The 21,715-nt window shown below is 72.9% G+C and carries 17 protein-coding genes; 16 read left to right on the top strand and 1 reads right to left on the bottom strand.

The features are described from left to right. Positions 1-67: 67 nt before the first annotated feature. Positions 68-1,195 carry a DUF2189 domain-containing protein gene (locus NHG27_RS01625; protein WP_497014529.1) on the top strand — a complete coding sequence of 376 codons (1,128 nt, stop codon included), beginning with the start codon at positions 68-70 and terminating at the stop codon, positions 1,193-1,195. Positions 1,196-1,419: 224 nt separating this feature from the next. After that, positions 1,420-1,941: a DUF4870 domain-containing protein gene (locus NHG27_RS01620; RefSeq protein WP_497014528.1), complete on the top strand. Its 522-nt coding sequence runs from the start codon at positions 1,420-1,422 to the stop codon at positions 1,939-1,941. 64 nt (positions 1,942-2,005) lie between these two features. Here NHG27_RS01620 and NHG27_RS01615 read toward each other — a convergent pair whose 3' ends face one another. After that, complete coding sequence (locus tag NHG27_RS01615; RefSeq protein WP_497014527.1) at positions 2,006-2,872, bottom strand: DUF3097 domain-containing protein; 867 nt, start codon at positions 2,870-2,872, stop codon at positions 2,006-2,008. A gap of 143 nt (positions 2,873-3,015) precedes the next feature. On the opposite strand from NHG27_RS01615, the gene NHG27_RS01610 reads away from it, so the two are divergent. From NHG27_RS01610 to leuA, 14 genes are all read left to right on the top strand, one after another. Beyond that, positions 3,016-4,461, top strand: a complete 1,446-nt coding sequence (locus NHG27_RS01610; protein WP_497014526.1) for an MFS transporter — start codon at positions 3,016-3,018, stop codon at positions 4,459-4,461. A gap of 214 nt (positions 4,462-4,675) precedes the next feature. Beyond that, the gene (hrcA, locus tag NHG27_RS01605; RefSeq protein ID WP_193721150.1) at positions 4,676-5,692 is read left to right on the top strand and encodes a heat-inducible transcriptional repressor HrcA; all 1,017 of its coding nucleotides are present in this window, start codon (positions 4,676-4,678) and stop codon (positions 5,690-5,692) included. 115 nt (positions 5,693-5,807) lie between these two features. Next, positions 5,808-6,920 (top strand): molecular chaperone DnaJ, encoded by a 1,113-nt coding sequence (gene dnaJ / locus NHG27_RS01600; RefSeq protein WP_497014525.1) that lies wholly within the window; start codon positions 5,808-5,810, stop codon positions 6,918-6,920. Beyond that, positions 6,921-7,754 (top strand): 16S rRNA (uracil(1498)-N(3))-methyltransferase, encoded by an 834-nt coding sequence (locus NHG27_RS01595; protein ID WP_193721148.1) that lies wholly within the window; start codon positions 6,921-6,923, stop codon positions 7,752-7,754. 68 nt (positions 7,755-7,822) lie between these two features. Next, positions 7,823-8,191, top strand: a complete 369-nt coding sequence (locus NHG27_RS01590; RefSeq protein ID WP_497014524.1) for an HIT domain-containing protein — start codon at positions 7,823-7,825, stop codon at positions 8,189-8,191. A gap of 323 nt (positions 8,192-8,514) precedes the next feature. Beyond that, positions 8,515-9,543, top strand: a complete 1,029-nt coding sequence (locus NHG27_RS01585; protein ID WP_193721166.1) for a PhoH family protein — start codon at positions 8,515-8,517, stop codon at positions 9,541-9,543. Continuing rightward, the gene (gene ybeY / locus NHG27_RS01580) at positions 9,543-9,995 is read left to right on the top strand and encodes an rRNA maturation RNase YbeY (RefSeq protein WP_193721146.1); all 453 of its coding nucleotides are present in this window, start codon (positions 9,543-9,545) and stop codon (positions 9,993-9,995) included. The genes NHG27_RS01585 and ybeY overlap by 1 nt, the downstream gene beginning before the upstream one ends. Further along, positions 9,992-11,464, top strand: coding sequence for a hemolysin family protein (locus NHG27_RS01575; RefSeq protein WP_193721145.1), 1,473 nt, complete (start codon positions 9,992-9,994; stop codon positions 11,462-11,464). The genes ybeY and NHG27_RS01575 overlap by 4 nt, the downstream gene beginning before the upstream one ends. Then, entirely contained in the window at positions 11,461-12,408 is a 948-nt protein-coding gene (gene era / locus NHG27_RS01570; protein ID WP_193721144.1) for a GTPase Era, read from the top strand. Before NHG27_RS01575 ends, era begins: the two co-directional genes overlap by 4 nt. A gap of 69 nt (positions 12,409-12,477) precedes the next feature. Then, complete coding sequence (locus NHG27_RS01565; protein WP_497014523.1) at positions 12,478-14,025, top strand: alpha/beta hydrolase family protein; 1,548 nt, start codon at positions 12,478-12,480, stop codon at positions 14,023-14,025. 32 nt (positions 14,026-14,057) lie between these two features. Then, positions 14,058-15,701, top strand: a complete 1,644-nt coding sequence (locus NHG27_RS01560) for an outer membrane protein assembly factor BamB family protein (protein WP_497014522.1) — start codon at positions 14,058-14,060, stop codon at positions 15,699-15,701. A gap of 102 nt (positions 15,702-15,803) precedes the next feature. Further along, on the top strand, positions 15,804-17,456 hold the full coding sequence (locus tag NHG27_RS01555; protein WP_497014521.1) for an outer membrane protein assembly factor BamB family protein: 1,653 nt from the start codon (positions 15,804-15,806) through the stop codon (positions 17,454-17,456). A gap of 97 nt (positions 17,457-17,553) precedes the next feature. Beyond that, positions 17,554-19,611 carry a DUF7937 domain-containing protein gene (locus tag NHG27_RS01550; RefSeq protein WP_497014520.1) on the top strand — a complete coding sequence of 686 codons (2,058 nt, stop codon included), beginning with the start codon at positions 17,554-17,556 and terminating at the stop codon, positions 19,609-19,611. A 303-nt stretch (positions 19,612-19,914) separates the two neighbouring features. Then, positions 19,915-21,690, top strand: coding sequence for a 2-isopropylmalate synthase (gene leuA, locus NHG27_RS01545; protein WP_497014519.1), 1,776 nt, complete (start codon positions 19,915-19,917; stop codon positions 21,688-21,690). The last annotated feature ends 25 nt before the right edge of the window (positions 21,691-21,715 follow it).

Here is a 21,715-nt window from a genome sequence, read left to right as displayed (position 1 = left end):
AAATGTTCCATCGTCACAGCGCGTCCACAGTGCGGCACGCCGCACCCGACGACCCGGGGGATTCCAGATGAGCGACAGCACCGCAGGCGGGCCGCCGCCGGAAGAGAACGAGCCGACGCCTCAGAACCCGTACGCGAGCTCGCCGGACCCCGGCGCGCAGCCACCGCAGCAGCCGCCGGCCCAGCAACCGCCGGCCCAGCCTGCTCAGCCACCGCAGCAACCGCCGGCCCAGCCTGCTCAGCCACCGCAGCAACCGCCGGCCCAGCCTGCCCAGCCACCGCAGCAACCGCCGGCCCAGCCCGCCCAGCCGCCGCCCGCCCAGCCCGGCCCGCCGGCCGCGCCCCCTTACGGCGCCCCGACGCCGCCCCCGGGCGCGCCCACCTACGGCGCTCCTGCGGGCGGGCAGCAACCGCCCTACCCGCCGCCCGGTGGCTACCCGCCGCCCGGTGGCTACCCGCCGCCCGGTGGCTACCCGCCGTCGGGTGCCGCCTACCCGCCGCCCGGACAGCCCGCCTACGCCGGGGCGGCCCCGTTCCAGGTCGGTGACGCGATCGCGTTCGGGTGGAGGAAGTTCTGGGCCAACCCGTGGCCCTGGATCCTCGCCGCGCTGATCTTCCTGGTGATCAATGCGCTGTTCAACTGGATCTCGGGCGGGTTCGACCGCTTCACGGACTACCGCACCGACGGATGGTCGGACACGAGCATGGCCGAGGCCCTCGGGCTGAGCTTCGTCAGCATCCTGCTCACGATCGTGGGCGTGATCATCAGCTATCTGATCGCCGCCTTCTACTCGCGGGGCGCCCTCGACGAGACCCAGGGGCGCAAGCCCGACGTCTCGGCGTTCTTCCGGATCGCCAACGTGGGCAACGTCCTGCTGGCGGCGTTCCTCGTCGCGGTCATGACGATCATCGGCTTCTTCCTGTGCATCCTGCCCGGGATCGCGGTCGCGATCTTCTCGGCCTTCGTCTACTACTTCACGCTCGACAAGGAGCAGGACGCGATCACCGCGATCAAGTCCAGCTGGTCGCTCGTCGCCAAGAACTTCGGGTCGGTCTTCCTGCTGCTCCTCGCGCTGTTCGGGATCAACATCGTGGGATTGCTGGTGTGCTTCGTCGGCCTGCTGGTCACGATCCCGCTGTCCTACATCGCCGTCGCCTACGCCTACCGGCGGCTGGTGGGCGAGCAGCCCGTCTGACCCTTCGACCGAGCACGCGCGACGGGCCGCGCCCCTCCCCGGACGGGAGGGCGCGGCCCGTCGTCGCGGGCCTGCAGCGGTCGCGGCGTCCCGGGGAGCCGGAGCAGCCCCCTGGGGAGCGCGCCGTCGCAGCGCGGAACCGCTGGCCCCCGGCGCACCGTACCCACTAGCGTGAGCGGTTCGGTCCGCCCGTCGCGGTCCGGTCCGTTCCCAGAGAGGCCCCGATGAGCAGCCAGAACCCTTCCGACCAGGTCCCTGACTACGGGCAGTACGTCCCGCCGGCGGGGCAGAACGGCGCGCCAGGACAGCCCGGGCATCCTGGCGGGGCCGGACCCCAGCAGCCGTACGGGCCGCCCGCCGGGCAGCCGGGCTACGAGGGCCAGTACCCGCCCCCGGGCTACCAGCCGGCGTCGGCCAGGCCGCTCTCGCCCGCCGACACCAGGACGTGGGCCGGGCTGTCGCACCTCCTGGGTGGCATCCTCGGGTTCCTCGCGCCGCTCGTGATCTGGCTCGTCCTGCGTGAGCGCAGCCACGTCGTGGAGGCCGAGGCCAAGAAGGCGCTCAACTTCCAGATCCTCGTGACGATCGTCCTGATCGCCGCGAACATCGTGCTGCCCGGCTTCCTCGAGGGGCTCGTGGTCTTCGGGGTGTGGGTCACGTCCCTCGTGCTCGGGATCCTCAACTTCCAGGCGTTCAACAACGGTCGCGAGACCTCGTACCCGGTCGACGTGAAGATCGTGAAGTAGGGCCCCGTCGCACGCCGCGAGGGGCGCACCGGGACGCCCGGGGCGCCCCTCGCGGCGTCCGGGCTCAGTCCGCGGTCACGAAGTCGATGAGTTCCTCGACACGCCCCAGGAGCGAGGGCTCCAGGTCGGCGTAGGTGCGCACGGTCCCGAGGATGCGCTGCCAGCCGCGGGCGACGTCTGCCTGCTCGGCCGAGGGCCACCCGAGCTCGCGCAGGATCCCGCGCTTCCACTCGGTGCCGCGCTCGATCACGGGCCAGGCGTCGAGGCCGACGCGCTCGGGGCGCACCGCCTGCCACACGTCGACGTACGGGTGCCCCAGGACCATGACCGTGCCGGACCGCACGCCCTTGAGCGCTTCCGCGACGAGGCGCGTCTCCTTGCTGCCGGGGACCAGGTGGTCGACGAGCACGCCCACCTTGCGCTCCGCCGTCGGGCTGAAGTCCTTGAGGGCCTCCGCGAGGTTGTCGACGCCGTCGAGGAGCTCGACCACGACCCCCTCGATGCGCAGGTCGTCGCCCCAGACCTTCTCCACGAGCTCGGCGTCGTGCTTGCCCTCGACCCAGATGCGGCTGCCGCGCGCGACGCGCGCCCGGACGTTCGCGACCGCGCGCGAGCCCGACGCGGTGCGCGTCGGGGCGACGGGGGCCGTCGAGGTCACCGGGGCGGTCAGCTCGACGGGCTCGCCGTCGACCCAGAAGCCCGGGCCGAGCGGGAAGGTGCGCGTGCGCCGTGCACGGTCCTCGAGGACGACGACGTGCATGCCGCCGGACTTCTCGACGCGGACCACCGCACCGACCCAGCCGGTCTCGACGTCCTCGACGACGAGGCCGCGCTCGGCGGGCTGGGGGCGGGAGACCGGGCGCCGACGGTGGGGGACCGGGGCGGGGGTCGCGCTGGACAGGACGTCGGAACCGTAGCGATCGAAGCTCACCGACGTCACCCTAGGCGCTGGGGGCGCCCGCGCCCGGGAGGGGCGCGCGGCGAGGCACCGGGTGGGGGCGATCGGTCGGGCGACGCGGCGCATCCCGGCGCCCTCGCCGGGTGCCCCCGCACCCGCCGTGATACGACTGGCCGGTGAGCACTTCGACCGGACAGGCCGCACCGGACGCCCAGCGGTGGCGCGTCCTGGGGCTGTGCCTCGCGGTCGGGTTCATCACCATGCTCGACGTGTCGATCGTCAACGTCGCGCTCCCGTCGATCGAGAAGGCGCTCGACGCCGGGCCCACCGCGCTGCAGCTCATCGTCGCGGGCTACACCCTGGCGTTCGGGCTCGCGCTCGTGCCGGCCGGGCGCCTGGGAGACGCGGGCGGGCGCCGCACGCTGTTCATCGTCGGTCTCGTCGGCTTCGCGCTCACGAGCCTCGCGGCGGGCCTGGCGCCGTCGGACGAGTGGCTCGCGATCGCCCGGCTCCTGCAAGGGCTGAGCGCCGGCCTGCTCAACCCGCAGGTCATCGGGCTCATCCAGCAGATGTTCTCGGGGTACGAGCGCGGCAAGGCGTTCGGCATGTTCGGTGCGACGATCGGCGTCTCGACGGCCCTGGGGCCGCTCCTGGGCGGCCTCATCATCCAGGCCGCGGGCGAGGAGAACGGGTGGCGCTGGATCTTCGGGATCAACGTGCCGATCATCGCGGTCGTGCTGCCGCTCGCGCTCCGCTTCCTGCCGGCGAGCGTGCGCAGGCCGGGGCCGCGCCGCCTCGACCCCGTCGGGCTGGTCCTCATCGCGGTCGCGACGGTCGCGGTCATGCTCCCGTTCGTCACGACGTCCGGCCAGGGCGACGACCCGACGCGGTGGTGGTGGCTCGCGCTCGGCCTCCTCGCGATCGGCGCGACGATCCTCTGGGAGCGGCGCTACCAGCGCACCACGGGCGCCTCGGTCCTGGACCCCCGGGTCCTGTCGCTCACGTCGTTCCGCAACGGCACCCTGCTCGGCATCACGTACTTCGCGGGCTTCACGGGGATCTTCCTGGTCGCGACCCTGTACCTCCAGAACGACCTGCAGTTCACGCCTCTGCACGCGGGGCTCATCGGCATGCCGTTCGCGATCGCGTCGGGCGTCGCGTCCTGGCTCGCGGGGCGCGGCGTCGCACGGTGGGGGAGACCGCTCGTGGTCGCGGGCCTGGTCGTGGTGCTCCTGGGCCTGGGCGGCGTGATCCTCGCGATCCGCGCCTCGGGCGACGCGCGGGCCCCCGCGGGGTGGGGCATCGCCCTGACCATGATGATCACCGGCATCGGCAGCGGGACCGTCATCTCCCCGAACCAGACGCTGACCCTCGCGCGCGTGCCGCTCGACCTCGCCGGGGTCGCGGGCAGCATGCTCCAGCTCGGTCAGCGCGTGGGCTCTGCCATGGGGATCGCCGTCGTGCTCTCGACCTACTACGCGCTCAAGGCGGGCGGCTCGACCGGGGCGGTCGCGGCGAGCACCGCGATGCTCATCACGGTCGGTCTCGTGTCCGTGTCGCTCGTGGTCGCGCTCGTGGACCTGCGGGCGCGGTCGCACGGCGAGGTCTCCTCGACGCTCTGAGGGGCGCCGTCGCCTGCCGCGACGGACGAACGACAGGCCCGACGGCGGAGCATGGGCCTGCGCGGTCGGGGCGCCTCCACGCCGCCGCCCGAGGCGCTTCCGCAGACCCCGTGAGGAGCCTGTGGAGGCCGCCCCGAACCTCTCGCTCGACCGCGTAGAATTAGCACTCGACGGTGGAGAGTGCGAGACACGCGACGATCGGCAGGAGGTGGTCATGAGCGAGGAACGACGGCTCGATGTGCTGCGCGCGATCGTCGAGGACTACGTCCTCACCAGGGAACCGGTGGGTTCGCGGGTCCTGGCCGAGCGGCACCGCCTGGGCGTGTCCCCGGCCACGATCCGCAACGACATGGCTGCCCTCGAGGAGGAGGGGTACATCGCCCAGCCCCACACCTCGGCCGGGCGCATCCCCACGGACAAGGGCTACCGCTTGTTCGTCGACAAGCTCTCGACGGTCAAGCCGCTGTCGCCCCCGGAACGTCGGGCGATCGAGACCTTCCTGTCGGAGGCCGTCGACCTCGACGACGTCGTGACGCGCGCCGGGCGCCTCCTCGCGCAGCTCACGGGCCAGGTGGCCGTGGTCCAGTACCCCTCGCTGCGGCGCTCGGGCCTGCGGCACCTCGAGCTCGTGCCGGTCGGTGACCGTCGCCTGCTCGTCGTCATCATCACGGACACGGGTCGGGTCGAGCAGCGCACCCTGGAGGTCGCGGCCGCGCCGGACGACGCCACGCTGGCCGAGCTGCGCTCGCGGCTCAACGCCGTCGCTGCGGGCAAGCGGCTCGCGGAGCTCGGCAAGGGCTTCGCCGAGATCGCGGAGACGGTCCGCCCGGAGCACCAGGACCTCGCCCGGTCGCTCGCACAGCTCGTCGAGGAGACGCTCGCGGAGGAGTCGGAGGAGCGCATCGTGCTCGCGGGCACCGCGAACCTCGCCCGCGTCGGGATGCGGTTCGAGCACGCCCTGCGCCCGGTCCTCGAGGCGCTCGAGGAACAAGTCGTGCTCCTCGGGTTGTTGACCGAGATGGCCGCGGAGTCCGGTGTGAGCGTGCGGATCGGTCACGAGACGCAGCTCGAGGGGCTCGCGGAAACGTCGGTCGTGACGAGCGGATACGGTAACGAGGGTGACTCGGTCGCGCTGATCGGCTCGATCGGGCCGACCCGCATGGACTACCCCGGGACGATCGCCTCGGTCCGCGCGGTCGCGCGATACCTGTCGCGCGTCCTGACCTCATGAGCACGGTTCTTGCGCCGGCGGTCGCTGTGCCGGGTCCTCGGACCCCGGTCACCGCCGCACGGTGTTGTCGGAAGTCGCCGATCCAGGATCGGCGTGCGCTAGTAGAGAGTGACCTGTGAGCGACTACTACCAGATCCTGGGCGTGCCCCGGGACGCGAGCCAGGACCAGATCAAGAAGGCCTACCGCAAGCTGGCCCGTGAGCTGCACCCTGACGTCGCGGGCGAGGCCGCGGAGGACAAGTTCAAGGACGTGTCCCGCGCCTACGAGGTGCTGTCCAGCCCGGACAAGCGTCAGCAGTACGACATGGGCTCCGACCCGTCGGCCGCGGGCGGCGGCATGGGTGGCGGCTTCGGCTTCCAGGACATCTTCGAGACCTTCTTCGGCGGTGGCCAGGCGCAGTCGGGACCCATCCCGCGCGCGCGCCGCGGCCAGGACGCCCTGGTGCGGCTCGACATCGACCTCTCCGAGGCCACGTTCGGCGCTCGACGCGAGCTCCAGGTCGACACGGCAGTGATCTGCGGCACCTGCTCGGGCTCGTGCTGCCGTCCCGGCACGTCGCCCCGCACCTGTGACGTGTGCAACGGTCGTGGCACGGTCCAACGCGTGGCCCGCTCCTTCCTCGGGCAGGTCATGACGACGGCCCCCTGCGCCGCCTGCCAGGGCTTCGGCACGGTCATCCCCGAGCCCTGCGCCGAGTGCGCGGGCGAGGGGCGCGTGCGCAGCCGCCGCACCCTGACGGTCAACGTCCCCGCGGGCGTGGACACGGGCACCCGGATCAAGCTCACCTCGCAGGGCGAGGTCGGCCCCGCGGGCGGCCCCGCAGGCGACCTGTACGTCGAGATCCGCGAGCGCAACCACGAGATCTTCGTGCGTCGCGGCGACGACCTGCACTGCACGCTCCAGGTGCCCATGACCGCTGCGGCCCTCGGGACGGTCCTCGAGCTCGAGACCCTCGACGGTCCGCAGGAGATCGACCTGCGCCCCGGCACGCAGCCCGGTCAGATCGTCACGCTCAAGAACCTGGGTGTCGGCCACCTGCACACCGGCGGTCGCGGAGACCTCAACGTGCACGTCGAGGTCCAGGTCCCCACGGGCCTCGACGAGGAGCAGGAGGAGCTGCTGCGCTCCCTCGCGAAGGCTCGTGGCGAGGAGCGCCCGGACCCGCGCCTGTCGGCCGCGCACCCGGGAGTCTTCTCCCGCCTGCGCGACAAGCTGTCGGGGCGCTGAGTGAGCGCGCCGGTCTTCCTCGCCGAGGCGAGCGGCTCGTCGGAGGGCGGGGCCGGGGGCGGTCTCTCCGGCTTCCCCGTGGGCTCGCTCTACGTGCTCGACGGCGCCGAGGGGCGGCACGCGGGCGTCGTCCAGCGTCGGGCCGTCGGTGAGGACATCGACGTCGTGGACGGCGAGGGGCTGCGCCTGCGGTGCACCATCGAGGCCGTCGCAGGTCCCGGGGTCAGCCTGCGGGTCCGCGAGGTCGTCCAGGAGCCGGCTCCCGACGTCGTCGTGACGCTGGTCCAGGCGCTCGCCAAGGGCGACCGGGACGAGATGGCGATCGAGGCGGCGACCGAGGTCGGCGCCGACGCCGTCGTCCCGTGGCAGGCCGAGCGGTCGATCGTCGTGTGGCGCGGCGACCGTGCGGCGAAGTCGCGCGCCCGCTGGCTCGCGACGGTCCGCGCCGCGACCAAGCAGGCGCGTCGCGCACGGCTGCCACGCGTCGATCTCGCGATCGACACCCGGGGGCTCGTCGACCGCACCCGTCAGGTCGTCGAGGCGGGCGGTGCCGTGATCGTGCTGCACGAGGAGGCGCTCGTCCCCCTCGCCGAGGTGCCCCTGCCCTCGCCCGGCGACCCCGCCGCGGCGTCGAGCCATGCGCCCGAGGTGCTCGTCGTCGTCGGGCCCGAGGGCGGGATCTCCGAGCGGGAGGTCGAGGCGCTCACCGAGGCCGGGGCGCGCACCGCCCGCCTCGGGCCCCACGTGCTGCGGACCTCGACCGCGGGGCCCGTCGCGATCGCGATGCTCGTCCAGCGGCTCGGCCGGTGGGACGGGGCGGACGAGGGACGGTGACGTCCGCTGACCCCGCCGGCCCGCCCGCACCCCGGGCCGCGGCCCGGGGGCGGGGGTAGCCTGCCGTCATGACCAGCAACGACACCGCTCACCCGACCGACCCGGACTGCCTGTTCTGCAAGATCGTCGCCGGGGACAGCCCGGCGACGATCGTCGCGGCCACGGACCAGGCCGTGGCGTTCAAGGACATCAACCCGCAGGCGCCGCTCCACGTGCTCGTCGTCCCGCGCGCGCACCACGGGGACATCGCGCAGCTCGCCGCCGCCGACCCCGACCTCCTCGCGGGGGTCGTGGCGCTGGCCGACGAGATCGCGAGCGAGCAGGCCGACGGGCAGTTCCGGCTGATCTTCAACTCCGGGCCGCGCGCCGGGCAGAGCGTCTTCCACGTCCACGGGCACGTCATCGGCGGCAAGGAGCTGGGCTGGACCCCTGCCTGACCGTGGGCCGTCCGCCCGCCCCGTCCGTCGAGCCGCCGGGTGGGGCGGGTATTCGCCCTGACCCGGCGGTGCGTGCTCGATATCATGGACGCACCACGAACCACACAGACCTTCCGAAGGAGTGCCTCGGCGCAAGCCGGCTCATGCCATCCTCGACACCGCCCCCACCGAACGGCCCAGCGACGCCCGGCTCCGGAGGCCTCTCCCGCGACCAGGAGCGCGCCCGCACCGGACGGGCCGACGGGACCGGTGGCCTGGAACCGCCGGCCCACCACCCGGGAGCACGGGTCGAGCACCGCATCGTCGTCCCGGCCCACGTGCCCATGGTGGACCTGCTCGGCAGCGGCGACGTCGTGCTGCGTGCGATCGAGGCCGGTTTCCCCACGATCGACGTGCACGCCCGTGGCAACGAGCTCGCGGTGACCGGCCCCGCGGGCGACGTCGCGCTCGCCTCGCGGCTCCTCGACGAGCTCGTCGAGGTCGTCGAGTCCGGGACGCGCCTGACGCCCGACGTCGTGACCCGCTCGGTCGCGATGCTGACCGCGGCGACCGCGACCCGGCCGGCCGAGGTCCTCACGTTCAACATCCTCTCGAGCCGGGGCCGGACCATCCGGCCCAAGACCGTGGGGCAGAAGCGTTACGTCGACGCGATCGACGCGAGCACCGTGACGTTCGGGATCGGACCGGCGGGCACCGGCAAGACGTACCTCGCCATGGCCAAGGCCGTGCAGGCTCTCCAGGCCAAGCAGGTCAGCCGCATCGTGCTGACCCGCCCCGCCGTCGAGGCGGGGGAGCGGCTCGGGTTCCTGCCCGGCTCGCTCTCGGAGAAGATCGACCCGTACCTGCGCCCGCTCTACGACGCGCTGCACGACATGATCGACCCCGAGTCGATCCCCAAGCTCATCGAGTCCGGGACGATCGAGGTCGCGCCGCTGGCATACATGCGCGGTCGCACCCTCAACGACGCCTTCATCATCCTCGACGAGGCGCAGAACACCTCGACCGAGCAGATGAAGATGTTCCTCACCCGCCTCGGGTTCGGGTCCAAGATGGTCATCACGGGCGACGTCACGCAGGTCGACCTCCCCGGTGGCACACCGTCCGGGCTGCGGGTCATCGAGGACGTCCTGACCGGGGTCGACGACGTCGAGTTCTGCCGCCTGACCTCGACCGACGTCGTCCGGCACCGCCTCGTGAGCGACATCATCGACGCGTACGCGCGCTGGGACGTGAGCACCGCCCGCCCGGCCCGGGACGGCGGCGGGCACGCGCACGGCGCGGGCAGGGGCGGGGCGCCCCGACGCGATCGACCACGAGACCAACGAGACCAACGAGAGCAAGGGGCACGCTGATGAGCGTCGAGATCAACAACGAGTCCGGCTACGAGGTCGACGAGGCGGAGTTCGCCGCCCTCGCGCGCTACGTCCTGGACGCCATGCACGTGCACCCGCAGAGCGAGCTCGGCATCCGGTTCGTCGAGTCCGACGTCATGTCCGAGCTGCACGTGCGCTGGATGGACGAGCCCGGGCCCACGGACGTGCTGTCCTTCCCCATGGACGAGCTCCGTCCCGGGCGTGACGGCGACGTGACGCCCGCGGGCGAGCTCGGAGACATCGTGCTCTGCCCCGAGGTCGCCGCGCAGCAGGCCGTGACGGCGGGCCACTCGACGACCGAGGAGATGCTCCTGCTCACGACGCACGGCATCCTCCACCTGCTGGGCTACGACCACGCGGAGCCCGAGGAGGAGAAGGAGATGTTCGCCCTGCAGCGCAAGCTCCTCCTGACCTTCCTCGCCAGCCGATGACCGAGGTCCCCGTCGCGCTGCTGCTCGTCCTCGCGGTCGTGGGCGTGATCCTCGCGGGCGCCCTCGGCGCGGGCGAGGCCGCGGTCATGCGGGTCACGCGCGCTGCCGTCACCGAGGCGGCCGCCGAGGCAGAGGCCGGGACGTCGGGCTCCGGCGGAGGACCTGCCGGTCCGCTGCCGCCTCGCGTGGTCCGGGTGCGCCGGGTCCAGGCGCTGACCGAGGACCCGCCGCACACCGCGGCGGCTCTCGCGTTCCTGCGCGTGGTCGCCGAGATGCTCGCGGCGGCCTGCGTGACGCTGCTCGTCTCGGCGTGGCTCGACGACTGGTGGCAGGCGCTGCTCGGGGCCCTGCTCTTCGTCGTGCTCGTCGCCCTGGTCTTCGCGCGGGTCGCTCCGCGTGCCCTCGGGCGCCAGCATCCCGTGCGGGTTCTCCTGACGCTCTCTGGCGTCCTGACTCCCGCGGTGCTCCTCACGGGGTGGCTCGTGCGGTTCAGGGGGGCGAAGGACGACGCGGACGGCCCCCACGAGCGCGAGCTCCAGGACATGGTCGACCGGGTGAACGAGTCGGAGATCATCGAGGAGGAGGAGCGCGAGATGATCCGCTCCGTCTTCGAGCTCGGCGACACCCTCACGCGCGAGGTCATGGTCCCGCGCACCGACATGATCACGACCCCCGCCTCGACGCCGCTGTCCAAGGCGCTGGCCCTGTTCCTTCGCTCGGGCTTCTCGCGCCTGCCCGTGACGGGGACGTCGGTCGACGACCTCGTGGGCGTCGTGTACTTCAAGGACGTCGTGAAGGTCGTGCACGGCTCGCCCGAGGCCGCGTCGCGCCGCGTCGCCGACGTCGCACGGCCCGCGATCTTCGTGCCCGAGTCCAAGCCGGTCGACGACCTGCTGCGCGAGATGCAGGCCTCCGCCTCGCACATCGCGATGGTCGTGGACGAGTACGGCGGCGTCGCGGGGCTCGTGACGATCGAGGACGCGCTCGAGGAGATCGTGGGCGAGCTGACGGACGAGCACGACCGGTCGGGGCCCGAGGTCGAGGACCTGGGCGACGGGACCTTCCGGGTCCCTGCGCGCCTTCCGCTCGACGAGCTGGGCGAGCTCTTCGACCTCGACATCGAGGACGACGACGTGGACACGGTCGGCGGCCTGCTCTCCAAGGCGCTCGGCAAGGTCCCCCTCCCGGGGTCGACGGCCGAGGCCCAGGGCGTGCACATGACGGGCGAGCGGGTCGAGGGGCGACGCAAGCAGCTCGCGACCGTGCTCGTGCGCGCCGTGAGCACCGAGGTCCCCGACCACCCCGAGGCGCCGTCGGGTACAGAGACCGACAGGCGCGAGCGCGCCGAGCCGCGCGACCGCGGCTCCAGAGACCGACAGACGACCCCCGAGCGCGCGGAGCGTGCCGGGCGGACCAGTGACAGCCCGCGTCGAGCGGGCGAGTCGAACGAGAGAGAAGCACACCGGTGACCCAGAACGACCACGCCACAGCAGAGCACAAGGCCGGCTTCGCGTGCTTCGTCGGACGGCCCAACGCGGGCAAGTCCACGCTCACGAACGCCCTGGTGGGACAGAAGGTCGCGATCACCTCCGGGCGACCGCAGACGACGCGCCACACGATCCGGGGCATCGTGCACCGCCCGGACGCCCAGCTGATCCTCGTGGACACACCGGGGCTGCACCGTCCGCGCACGCTCCTCGGTGAACGGCTCAACGACCTGGTGCGTGAGACCCTCGCGCAGGTCGACGTCATCGCGTTCTGCCTCCCCGCCGACCAGAAGGTCGGCCCCGGCGACAAGTACATCGCGGCCCAGCTCGCCGACCTGATGAAGGGGCGCCGGCCCACCCCGGTCGTCGCGGTCGTCACCAAGGCGGACCTGGTGGACCGCGAGACGCTGACCAAGCACCTGCTCGCGGTGGACCAGCTCGGCGAGTGGCAGGACATCGTGCCGGTCTCCGCCAAGGACGGCTTCCAGGTCGAGACCCTGGAGGACGTGCTGGTCAAGCACCTGCCCGCCGGCCCCGAGCTGTACCCGGGAGGCGAGCTGACCGACGAGCCCGAGGCCGTGATGGTCGCCGAGCTCGTCCGTGAGGCGGCGCTCGAGGGCGTGCGGGACGAGCTGCCCCACAGCCTCGCCGTGGTCGTCGACGAGATCGTCCCCCGCGAGGGATCGGGCAACCCGGAGACGGGCAGGCCGCCGCTCCTGGACGTCCGGGTCAACCTCTTCGTGGAGCGCGACAGCCAGAAGGCGATCATCATCGGGCGTGGCGGGTCGCGCCTGCGTCACGTCGGGACCGAGGCCCGCAAGGGCATCGAGGCGCTGCTCGGCGCGCGCGTCTACCTGGACCTGCACGTCAAGGTCGCCAAGGACTGGCAGCGCGACCCCAAGCAGCTGCGCAAGCTCGGGTTCTAGGGTGGGCCCCCTCCTGTTCTCCGGACGCCCCCCGGGCGGTCGGCCCCTGTCGTGCGAGACGATGCTGACGTGATCTTCCGTACCGCGGCCACGAGCGCCGCCCTGGCCATCGGCCTTGCCCTGGTGGGGGCCGTGACCGGTCCTCAGTGGTCCCCGGTGCCCGTGACCGACCATCTCTCACCCACGGCGGCGGACACCGCGATCGGCGGCCAGGGGCAGGACGTCCAGCCCGTCGGGACGTACGAGGTCAAGGAGACCGAGGTCGTCGTCCGGCTCGAGGGGACGAGCGTCGACGGACTCCTGCGTGAGCCCGTCGGCGCTCCCGACGGGCTCCCCGGGGTCGTGTTCCTGCACGGTGCCGGGACCGGTGCGGCGGACGAGGCGTTCGTCGAGGTCGCGACCGACATGGCGAGCGCGGGGATCGTGACTCTCGTCCCGTCCAAGCGGCTCGACACCTACACGACCCGTCACCGCGACTACGTCGACATGGCCGACGACTACCAGCGGTCGGTGGAGCTGCTGCGGACCAGACCGTCGGTGGACCCGGAGCGCGTGGGGCTGTACGCCGAGTCGGAGGGCACGTGGATCGCACCGGTCCTCGTGGACCAGGACCCGGACGTGTCGTTCCTCGTCATGGTCTCGGCTCCCGTCGTGCCGCCGCGGCAGCAGGCGGGGTTCGCGGTGGACTCCTACCTGCGCAACACGGGGGTGCCGCAGGGGGTCTTCCGTGCGATCCCCCGGGCCGTGGGCATGGAGATGCCCGGGGGAGGGTTCGAGTACGCGGACTTCGACGTCACGCCCTACCTCGAACGGCTCGACGTCCCGACGCTCGTCGTCTACGGCACGGCCGACCCGTCGATGCCGATCGAGCAGGGGGCGCTGCAGATCATCGCGGACGCGGGAGCCAACGGGAACCACGACGTGACGGTCCGCTACTACGCGGGGGCCAACCACGGCATCCGGGTGGGCGGGTCGTTGGTGCCGGACTTCGCGCGCGACGTCTCGGCGTGGGTCCAGGGGCTCCCGGGCACGGCCGGCGCCGAGCCCGCGGTGGCGGGTGCGCAGCCGGACCAGCTCTACCTGGCGTCGGCCGTGCCGAACCCGAGGTGGTACGGCAACGGGGACATCGTCATCGGGTTCGTGATCGTGGGCGGTGCGCTGCTGGTCGTCGGGCCGCTCGTGTGGCTCGTGACCGGCCTGGTGCGTCGGGTGCGTCGTACGTCGCGCCCGGCGGCGCGGCTCGCTCCCGGGCTCCGGTGGCCGCTCGTGGGGCTCGCGGTGGGGTCGGTCGCGACCATGGTGGGCCTCGTGGTCTACCTGGTGTCCGTCGCGAGGCTCGCGCTCGACTACCAGACCGACGCGTGGGTCGTCCAGGGCGGCTGGATCGCGGTGCGCCTGCTGGGCCTGGCCACGGTGGTCGCTGCCGCGTTCATCATCAACCGCCTCGCGGACCTGCGGACGGCGCACAAGGCGGTCGCCGCGTCCCCCGAGGGGGGAGTGGTCGTGCGTCCGGCCACCGGCGTCGGTGCCCGGGCCACGCTCTGGGCGACCGTCGCCGGATCCACGATCCTGCTCGTCACGCTCGCCTACTGGGGCGTGTACCAGCTCGGCATCTGACGACCCGGGACGGCGGACGCTAGGGTCGGCGCATGAGACGGCGCGGGCGCGGTGCAGCGGGGGCGGGCGTGCGGGTCCTCGGGTTCGAGGACATCGAGGACGTCGACGACGTCGAGGAGGCTCGGACCGGGCGGGATCCGTCACCCGTGGCGGCTGCCACGGTCGAGGACCCCGACGTCGCAGCGTCCCTCGGAGGGCCGGTGACCGACCCGACGCCGGACGGCCCGGGCACCCCGGGCGCCCCGGGTACCCCGGGCGCGGACGGCTCGGACGGCTCGGACGGCCCGGGCGCGGTGCGCCGGCCGAGGTCCCTCCGGTCCTGGCTCGTCGTGGGCGTCGGCGTGGGCGTGGGCGCCCTCGTCGTCGGCGGGCTGGTGGTGGGTGAGGCGGCCGATGCCCGGCGTACGGACCGTGTGGTGGCGGCCGGTGGGCTGAGGCCGCTGGCCGCGGACGCCGAGGTCGTCTGGCGGATCGAGCCGCCCGAGGTCTCGGGTGACCCGTCGCTGGTGGGGTGGACCCTGCCGATCGACGTGGGAGGCACGCTCGTGAGGGCAGGAGCCTCCGTCTCGGGGCACGACCCGGCCACGGGGGAGCTCGTGTGGCAGGTGCCGGAGGCGTTCGGATCGGAGGGCCCGGGGCAGCGGACCACGTACTGCGAGGAAGGGGCCGAGGGATCGGACCTGCAGGGCCTGATGGCCTGCACGACGATAGCGTTCGTGCGCGAGCCCGGGGTCGGTGCGTCGACCTACCGTGAGCGGTTCTCCGGCCTCCAGGTGCTGGACCCGGCGACCGGCGCGGTCGTCGCCTCGCACGCTCTCGAGGAGGGCACGCGTGGCGCAGTCGTCTTCGAGGACGGCGTCGCGACGGTCCGCTGGGGAGCCGACGGGCAGGCCGTGGTCACCCTGAAGGACCTCGACACGGCCGAGGTGGTGTGGACGAGGCAGGTCGACGTGGTCCTTCCGGAGGGTGCACGGCCCGACGACGAGTACCTCGGGCTGTGGAGAGAAGGGGACGAGCTCGGGGTGTTCGGTGGCAGCGGGATCGTGACGCTCGACGCCGCGGGCGTCGCCGGTGCGCAGGCCTCCCGCTCGTTCGTCGTGCCGCTGCGAGAGGGACGCTCCGTCGTCCAGGGCTCGGACGGCAGCGCCTCGGCCGTCCTGGACCGCGAGGGGAACGAGGTGTTCCGCGCCGAGGGCCAGGTCCAGGAGTTCGGCGTGACCGACGGGTCACCGACCAGTGTGCTGCTCGTCACGGAAGGCGGCGGGGTGATGGACGCCCTCGGGTCGATCATCCGGCCGGTCACGACGGCCCACGACCCGGTCAGCGGCCGCGCTCTGTGGACCGAGGAGCGGCAGGTCGACGTCGCCGTCGCCCAGGTGGGCGACATCGGGGTGCTGTCGGGCGTGGGGCGGTTGTGGGCCGTCGACCTGGCCTCGGGCGAGCAGGTCTGGGAGGCGTCGGGCGTCCGCTTCTACTCCACGGCGTTCACGGACGGCACCGACCTGTACCTCGTGGGGTCCGGTACGTCCGGCGGGACGAGGATCACGGCGATCTCGATGGACTCGGGGCAGGAGCTGTGGGTGCGGGACCTCGCGGACTCGTTCGACACGGCGATGTCCGTGGGCGGGACGCTGGTCGGATGGTCGGACGACGGCACGATCTTCGGCGTCGGCTGACCGGTAGCAGGCGCACGGCTCCTGCGTGCGGGCGACGAGGCGTCCGATCCTCCTGGCCGTCCCCGGCCGACCGGTTCGGACGGAGCGGACTACCGTGGAGAGGTGGCTCCACGACGTCGTGAGCAGGACGCCCACGCCGTCGAGCTGGTCGAGGTGACCGAGCTCGACGACGACTTCGACGCGGGGTCCGGCCCGACCGGACCGCCGTCGGCGGCCGGGTCGCGCCGGGCCCGTCCACAGGGCCCCCGACCACCGTCGACGCCGCGGCCCGTGGACCGGAGCGACGAGCGGTCGGTGCAGGATCCTGCGGGCCCCGGCCAGGAGGACGCGCACGACCCGCGCCGCAGGTGGCACGTCCCCGGTCTCGTGGTGCTCGGTGCGGTGCTCCTGGTGGGCGGCATGGGTGCTTCGCTCGTGGCAGGTGGTGCCATCGAGCGTGAGCGGGCCGACCGGGTGGCGGCCCAGGTGGGAGGCTTGTGGCCGGTCGCCGACGAGCCCGTCCCCGTGTGGCGGGCTCCGACGGGGGCAGCCTGGCCTGCCGCGGTCGACGGGCAGGTGGTGATCGTCGAGCCCGGCGGCGTGGTGACCGCTCGTGACGTCGTGACCGGCGAGGAGGTGTGGACCGCGGACCTGCCGACGGGGACGACCACCTGCGGCCCCGACCTCCTCGACCCGCACGCGGCCGGGTCCCCGCTCGTGTGCGTCACGGCCCGGGGGGAGACGGCAGGGACGGGGCGGCCCGACGACGGGTTCCCCCTCCTCGTGACCGTCCTCGACCGGACGGGCGGGACCGTGGGGTCACGTGGACTGGGCGACGGCATCCTCGCCGCGGCACCGCTCGCCGACGGCCTCGTCGCGACGGCCTCGCGCGGGGACGGTGGCGTCGTGGTGACCTGGGAGGGGGCCCTGGACGGGGCCGCCACCAGGTCTCGGGCTCTCGAGGGCGCGCAGGTGCCGACCGACGCCGTCGGGTCCTCCGGCGACGGAGAGGCGGCAGGGACGCCCGGCCGCACGGACCACGTCGAGCTGATGTCGATGCGCGGGCTGCTCCACGTCAGGACGGTCGACGCCTCGACGACCTTCGACGCCGACGGCGACCGCGCCGGCGAGCGCCTTCGGTCGCAGGGACCCCCGGGCGGCTGGGCGGACGGCGGGGCGCTCGCGGGCGACCTGTCGGTCAGGGTGTCCACCGACGACGGGTCGGGGCAGGGGGACGTCGTCGACGTGCTCGGGCCGGACGGCCGGACACGACTCAGGATGCCGGGCGAGCCGTTCGTGCCGGAGATCACGGGCGGTGTCCCACCCCGCGTCGTCGTGGTGCGGATGCCTGGTTTCACGGGCTACGACGTGGTCTCGGGCCGTCGCCTCTGGCACCGCGAGGAGTGGCCCGAGGTGCTCTGGCTCCAGACGGAGGACGTGGTCGTGGTGGAGTCCGGGTCGCGGCTCATCGCGCTCGAGACCGGGACCGGACGGGAGCTGTGGCGGCGATGGTTGACCACGGAGATCGTCCGCGCGTTCACGGACGGCGACTCGCTGCTGCTCGTGACCTCGGGGGAGGGTTTCGACGCTCCGCCCGACCCGACCTCGACGGGCGTCGTGTCCATGAACCTGTTCGACGGACACGTCGAGTGGCGGCAGACGTTCGACGGTGAGCGCCACGAGATCGTCGCCGCGCAGGGGATGCTCTTCGCCGTCACCCGCTCCGAGGTCATGAGGCTCGGCCGAGGGTCACGCGGGTCGAAGTGGGAGACTTGAGCCATCGGTGATCTACCGGTAGAAACTGACGGGGCCGTCGTGGCCTGATCCGGGCCCGACCGATCCCGAGCCCGGTGTGATCTGTAGGGAGAGCGCGATGACCAACGAGACCGACCCTGGGCCCGGCCCCGATCAGCACCCGCCGACCCGGACGCACGGCGAGCCCGCCGCCACGGGCCCGTCCGAGGAGACGGCTCCCCGAGGCGCCTCTCCCGTGCTGGAGGAGGGCACCCAGGAGCCCGCGCAGTCCGCAGGGAGCACCCCGTCCGAAGGGAGCGCCCCGTCCGCAGGGAGCAACCCGTTCGCGGGCATCCCCGTGAGCGACTACGTGCGCGACGGCGTGGCGGCCCTGCTCCTGTTCGTGTCGCTGACCATGCCGTGGGACCTGCTGGGGCACAGGGCGTCGGACAAGATCGAGGTGATCCTCGTGACGGTCGTCTCGTTGCTGTCGCTCTCGCTGCCGTACCTTGCGCGGACCGGCGCCCTGCCGGCGACGTGGACCGTGCACACGACCCGTCGGGCCCGCCTCGTGGCCAACGCCCCGTACGTGCTCCTGGCCGCCGTGTACATCGTGCTCGACCTCGTGAACCGCGACGCGGGCAACGGGTGGGGCGGGGTCGGGTCGGCGCTCTCGCTGGGGCTCGCGGGAGCCCTTCTCGCCGCGCAGCCGCGCCAGGCCGAGCTCGGACCGGTCGACCAGGACCGGGCGGTGTCGCGGTTCTGGACGCTGGTCCTGACGGTCGTCGCCGGGGTGGCGCTGGTCGGTGCGCTGGTCGCGTTCGTGCTGACCTTCACCCTCGGCGTGCCGCCGCTCCTGGTGCTCGGGTTCCTCGTCCTCGCGGCCATGACCGTCGCGCTCGTGGGGTGGCCGCTGTGGGGCGTCCTGCGGCACGACGAGGCGTGGCGGCTCGTGCTCGTCGGCCTGGGTATCGCGCTCGTGGTGCTCTTCGTGCTCAACACCAGCAACCAGGGTGTGAGCATCGACTCGTTCGCCCTGGGCCGCTTCGGGCTGCTGCTCGTCCCGGCGGTCGCCGCGGTCGCGTCCTCCCCGGCGCTGGCCCGGACGACCGCCACCTCGTCGCCCGTCACGACCTGGGTGGGCGTGGCGGTGCGCGCGCTCGACCTGATCGTGGTCGTCGCCGCCGGCACCGCGCTGATCGGTGTCTTCACGCTCGCGGCCGGTGAGCGTGGAGCGATCCTGATCCTCTCGATCGTGTTCGGGGTGCTCGCAGCAGGTGTCGCGCTCGTGGGCCGCCGGTCCCTGGCCCGGGACGCGGTCGCCGGACGGACGCTGGCCCTCGGGGCGGTGGGCGTGGTCGCGCTGCTGGGCATCGTGCTGCTGATCGTCGCGACGAACCAGGCCGGCGCGAGCTTCGGGACGCCTCTGCTCCTCCTGGCCTACGGGCTGCCGCTCGTCGTGGTGTTCGCGCTCACCGTTCCTGCCGAGGTCCGGACGCACTTCGCGGAGAACCGCCCGACGTCGCTCGTCGGTGCGGACACCGCTCCGAGCGCGTACGTGTGGCAGCCGCCCGCGCCGCGTCCTGCGCGTCCCAAGCCCGCGCAGGAGCCGGTCGCCGGCCCGTACGGCAGCGGCAGCTACGCGACCGGGCCCGACGGCTACGGCCCCGAGGCCGGCGAGCAGGAGCACGAGCCGGCCGCGGCGCCGTCCCGGCCGACGCCCGCCTCCTCCCCGGTGCAGCAGGTCCGCTACGCGCCGAGCCAGCAGGCGACCCAGCCGGTCCACCACGAGGAGACGGCCCAGCAGTCGCCGCACGCGGTGCGGGAGACGGCGCGCCCGGTCGACCAGTACCGGACGCAGGTCCTGCCCGCCCAGGGCAACGAGCCGTCGCGCCCGGTGCAGCCGGTCGTCCCGGAGCGCTCGGGGTACGCGGCGCGTCCTGGCTACGCAGCCCAGTCGGTGGGCGACACGGCCGTCCTTCCGCCCTACCAGGACCCGCAGCCCGCGGGGTTCACCGCGGCCCAGGCCCTGGACCCGTCCACGCCTCTCGAGGTGCTCGCGCAGATCGTCCAGGAGGCCCCGCACCTGCGCCCGCAGGTCGCCGCCAACCCGTCGACCTACCCGGCGCTGCTCGAGTGGCTCGGCAACCTGGGTGACCCGGCGGTCGACGCGGCGCTGCGTTCGCGCGGACGCTGACCCGGCGCGACACGCCGAGGCGCGCCCGACGACGTCGCTCATGCGAGCAGGGTCGTCGGGCCGCCCGGTCCGGTCGTGAGGCGGCCCGACGACGCTGCTCACGCGGCGCCGTCGGGCCGCCTCGGCCGTTCCATCCACCGGGACGTCCCGCGGCGTCGCCCCCGACGGGAGTACAGTGACAGCGTGCACGTGACACAGCTGCTCCTCCTTCGTTGCCGCGACGAGGCCCTCTAGGCCGCATCCTCGTCGCGGTGGTTGGTGTGCCGGCTGAACAGCACCGACGAAGAGATCGCGAAGGACATGATGAGCACCACGGCGCAGACCCCCCAGACCAGCTCTCGCTCCGCACAGCAGCCCTCGGGCATGCCCGTGCACAAGTACGAGCCCTTCCACCAGCAGTTCGACGTGTCGCTGCCGGACCGGACGTGGCCGGACAAGCGCATCGAGAAGGCCCCGCGCTGGTGCGCGGTGGACCTGCGGGACGGCAACCAGGCCCTGATCGAACCCATGAACGCCGAGCGCAAGCTGAAGATGTTCCAGCTGCTCGTCGAGATGGGCTACAAGGAGATCGAGGTCGGCTTCCCGTCGGCCTCGCAGACGGACTTCGACTTCGTGCGCCTGCTCATCGAGGAGGGGCACATCCCGGACGACGTCGTCATCCAGGTCCTGACCCAGTCCCGCGAGCACCTGATCGCCCGCACCTACGAGTCGCTGCGCGGTGCCAAGCAGGCGATCGTGCACCTGTACAACTCGACGTCACGCCTCCAGCGGGAGGTCGTGTTCCGCACGGACCGCGAGGGCATCATCGCGATCGCGGTCAACGGCGCCAAGCTGTGCCGCAAGTTCGAGGAGACCATCCCGGAGACCGAGGTCTTCTACGAGTACTCGCCCGAGTCCTACACGGGCACCGAGCTCGAGTTCGCGGTCGAGATCTGCAACGAGGTCATCGAGGTCTTCGAGCCGACGCCGGACCGCAAGGTCATCATCAACCTGCCCGCGACGGTCGAGATGGCCACGCCCAACGTCTACGCCGACTCGATCGAGTGGATGAACCGGCACCTCGCGCACCGCGAGAACGTCGTCCTGTCGCTGCACCCGCACAACGACCGCGGGACGGCCGTGGCCGCAGCCGAGCTGGGCTACCAGGCCGGCGCGGACCGCATCGAGGGCTGCCTGTTCGGCAACGGCGAGCGCACGGGCAACGTGTGCCTGGTGACGCTCGGCATGAACCTGTTCGGCCAGGGCATCGACCCGGAGATCGACTTCTCCGACATGGACCGCATCCGCCGCACGGTCGAGCACTGCAACCAGATCGCCGTGCACGAGCGGCACCCGTACGCGGGGGACCTGGTGTTCACCGCGTTCTCCGGCTCCCACCAGGACGCGATCAAGAAGGGCCTCGACGCCATGGCTGCCGAGGCCGAGGCCGCGGGCAAGGGCGTCGACGACCTGGTCTGGGGCGTGCCGTACCTGCCCATCGACCCCAAGGACGTGGGCCGCTCGTACGAGGCCGTGATCCGCGTCAACTCGCAGTCCGGCAAGGGCGGCATCTCCTACCTGCTGCAGTCCGAGCGCCACCTGGACCTGCCGCGCCGTCTGCAGATCGAGTTCTCGCGCGTCGTCCAGGCGTTCACGGACGCGGGCGGCCAGGAGGTCACGGGAGACGACATCTGGCGGATCTTCTCCGACGAGTACCTGCCGGTCGACGCCGCGTCGGGCCTGGAGCCGTGGGGGCGCCTCAAGCTGCGCGGGACGCGCGCCGTGTCGTCCGAGGACGGCCCGGACACCCTGGCGGTCGACGTGCTCGACCGCGGTGAGCTCCTGACCCTGGAAGGCTCGGGCAACGGCCCTGTCGCTGCGTTCGTCGACGCGGTCGCCGGGGTCGGCGTCGAGGTCCGCGTCCTGGACTACGCCGAGCACGCGCTCTCCGAGGGTGGCGACGCCACCGCTGCGGCCTACGTCGAGTGCCAGGTCGGCGACGACGTCCTGTGGGGCGTCGGGATCGACCCGTCCATCACCACGGCCTCCCTCAAGGCGATCGTCTCGGCCGTCAACCGCGCGGAGCGCGTCGAGGCCTGACGCTCCCGGCTCCCTCGACGGGGTC

The organism is Oerskovia sp. 140933 (genome assembly GCF_059651515.1).
This window is presented reverse-complemented; position numbering and strand designations above follow the sequence as displayed.